Raw genomic sequence first — 3,471 nt, 5'->3', positions numbered from 1 at the left:
CTTGGCCTTTCGGCCACGCTTCGCGAACAACCTTCAACCGGTCAACCTTCAACTGAGAAGAACCTTCACCGTTCAACTGGTCAACGTTCAACACAGAAGAACTCTCAAGGTTAAACTGGTCAACTTTTAACGGTGAAGATGCTAAGGATTTCCAGACTTCCCTGACCCAATCGGTATAAACCCTTACCAAAATTGGTACGACATCACGGGTTCCAATTACCTTAGTTTTGAGAGTGGGGACTAATCCAGCTTCTAGGACAGAACTCTTACCTACCCCTGACTGACCATAAATCACTGTCAGTTTGTGCTGGGTGCTGCCAATACGTTCCACTAAGCGCTCTACATCGTTCTGACGTACAGAAGCAGTGATTTCCTCAGCAGGGGTTTCCTGCTCTAGGAGTAAGGTAGAACTTTGGCGTAGATGAGGTTTAAGCCGACCAGGTCCGATAAAGGCACGGAAACCATATTGCTGCTCAACGGAGAATCGTTCTTGTTTGACCCGAAAGGCTTCTAGATACTGCTTTTGCCGGAAATAAAGCGTCCGCAATTTTTCCAAAATGCGAATATAAAGTTGTGGAGAATCCATCGGACCGGTTTCCTTAGCCCTTTCCAGGATAGTGATCGCCTCTTCCGAGAGACCCAAATGCCGCTTCGCTTGAGCCAGAAGCAGTAGATAGGACATCTGATACTGTCCAGAGGTATTAGTTAACCGTGTCAGAAGTTCTAAAGCTTTCCTAGCTGCTTGCTGAGCGCCCATCCAACGGCAGTCTTGAAGGGCGACTGCAGCGATAAATCCATAATCTTGAGACAGTTGCAGTGGATTGCCATAGGTTCTGTGCAGTACCAGGGAGCGTTGCGCCAGACCTTGTAAGTCTTTCCAAGCTTCCAGTCGTTGTAGGGTTTCGCCAAGTTTAGTAATAAACTTGGCAATTAAATCTGGGCGTTTTGCTTGTTCAAATGTATCGATACACTTTTGAAAATACCCTCTGGCTGTGATCCAGTGGTGACGACTTTGGGATCGATTGAGTTCAGCCAGGTTCAGATAACACAAACCGATATGAAACAGCAGTAGAGCTTGACGTTCTCGTGGTGAAGGGGTGAGGGGTTGAGGGGATGAAGGGGTTGAGGGCTCCTTTGACAACGTCCGGAGGTAAGGAGATATTGGGGTAGCTTGACCTAGTCGGGAGGGGAAACTACTCTGCTGTTGTGTTTCCTGTTGTTGTGTTTCCCAGCTCCTAGATTCCTGCTGCCAAAATGCTAAACTTTGCTGATAATACTCTAACGCCTGATCGATCTGACCATTAATATAAGCTTCTCGACCAAGCACAAATGGCAAACTAGCTTCTTGGGTTATTTCTAAGACATCTCCACGAGTTTGCAAATCCCTCAAAGCTGAGTCCAATTCTCGGCAATAGCTGGAACCAAAAATAGCGGTATTGGGTAGGAACTGATCCCCACCGGCATCCAAAATACGAGTAAATAAATAACTCTCTCGCTCTGCTAGAGCTTCAATCAAGTGATTTGAGGAGAGGACAAAATTTGTGGTTGTTGCCCAACTCTCTAAATCCGGCACAAACCGAATTAGCGTTTCCAATACCTCGTCATTTACCCATAACACTAGAGGGAAGGGGCAATGCTTGCGAAACTCCTCCCGTACTTGGTTGGTAGTGATTAGTACTTGCTCCAGGTTGCTCAGGGACTCTAAACCAAAGACCATCACGGCAGCTGGCTGTTCATCCCCTAGCTCCTCCAAGATAGTGGTATAGAGACTCTTCACCTTAACCGACTGGTTCAGGTATATTTCCTGGAACTCAATAGCACAGACTTGCCGCAACTTCCGCACAATGTAATCCTGTAAAGCTTCATAGTTGCGGCGGGCTAAAATCAGGGAAAACTCCCCTTGGGACGTCTCCATTGCCCAGGCGAGTTCCTGCATTGAATTGTTGTTGTAGGCATCCGCATCTTCTACGCGGTATAAGCTAGGCATGATTTGAATCCTTCCGCTTCTGCCAAAATGGGATTAACGTCAAACCAAGACCCATCTTGGTCTCGGTACTCATAGACGAACATGCTGCGGATCAAGAGTTGGTAACCTTCATCTCCAACTACCTTTTTATGTTTAGCGACGTGACACAATAGTTCCCACTCATCATCTGAGATGGGTAGGGTTAGTTCATTGCGCCGGTCTCGAATTACATTTTCTAACATGCCTTGAGACAGAGGTAATCGTCTTTCTTTCTTGATCCAGGTACTGAGAAACCGGAGCAAATTCCGCACATGACCCCCGCTAGCGTAACACAGGCGATCTAAAGTGTCAGGGGAGTCGAACACCTCTTTTACTCTAGCAAGACGCTCCACAGGCTCTAAATTAGGAAAGGCTCTCGCCAGTACCATTTGTCGCAGCAGTGCCATGCCCTGTTCATGGGGAGTACCATCTCGTAACTTTACCGGTACCATTGGTAACACTTTGGGATCTACCACAAAGCGCTGAGTCAAGGCACTATAGTCATTAGAAAATCGTAGCGCTAGGGGCATGGTGTAGACCACATGACAGTGTAACCCCTTTAACTGGGCTCCGCGATCCACAAATAGATATTCCGGCTGATCACGTCCCCAAGGCTTCTGGGAAGCGTCCACCCGATCGAGGTTATCTACAATCACCACTAGCCCTTGTTTCCCAAGTTTTTGGAGGTTTGCGATCGCAGGTTCGAGCAACTCTTGGTTAATCACTTCTAACAACCGATTGGTTTGAGGTTCGAGATATTGCCGTAAGCGACTGCGCAGATCCGGGCTATCCTTAGCCTTAGCCGTAATCTCACCAATCCCAACTGCTAGGGAAACCGCCCCCTCAGTGTCTACTCCAACCTCACCAATCCCAGGAACTCCTACCCTACCGCTTAATTCAATTTCAGTGAGCAACAGTTTAGCCGCACCTGCCAGTAATTTTTTAAAGCCTTTCGGTTCACCTAGCTTAATTTTGTCTAAGCTTTCACTGACGCGACGGGCAATAGCGAGTAAGATGTCCCCGACATCTACATCTCCCATTTCCAAGTCTTGAGAAGATTCAAAATAGACCACGTGAAAGTCAGCTTCCTCCAATTCGGCTTTCAGTCGCAGTAACTCCGTAGACTTACCACAACCAATATGTCCAGTAAATAGCTCGCAGGTCGGCTCATCCATGGAGAAGAAAGTGATATTATCCTTCAACTCTTCAATGATCTTGCCCCCTCGCACTGAGGAAAAATCGATATAATACTTACAGTCTTCCGGCTGATCGACCGTTAACGTTTTGCTGGGATTACAGGCTTTATATAATTTTTGTATGTTTACTGTCATAGGTTTCCTTTTTTATTTTTCATCACCAAGTTTAAAATTTACCTGTCAAGGTAGGGAATCGGGAATCGAGAATCGGGAATCGGGAGCAGGGAATCGGGAATCGGGAATCTGGAATCGGGAATCGGGAATCGGGAA

At 46.9% G+C, this 3,471-nt stretch carries 2 protein-coding genes; both read right to left on the bottom strand.

Annotated elements, in window-relative coordinates:
- On the bottom strand, positions 1–1,987 hold a 1,987-nt coding region (locus F6K20_RS29785), incomplete at its 3' end, for an nSTAND1 domain-containing NTPase (protein ID WP_502708894.1).
- Positions 1,966–3,336 (bottom strand): P-loop NTPase fold protein, encoded by a 1,371-nt coding sequence (locus tag F6K20_RS29780; protein ID WP_009149422.1) that lies wholly within the window; start codon positions 3,334–3,336, stop codon positions 1,966–1,968. The genes F6K20_RS29780 and F6K20_RS29785, both read right to left, overlap by 22 nt.
- Between the last annotated feature and the right edge of the window lie 135 nt (positions 3,337–3,471).

Origin of the sequence: Moorena sp. SIO2C4 (assembly GCF_010672485.1) — a bacterium.
GTDB classification, from domain to species: Bacteria; Cyanobacteriota; Cyanobacteriia; order Cyanobacteriales; family Coleofasciculaceae; genus Moorena; species Moorena producens.
This window is presented reverse-complemented; position numbering and strand designations above follow the sequence as displayed.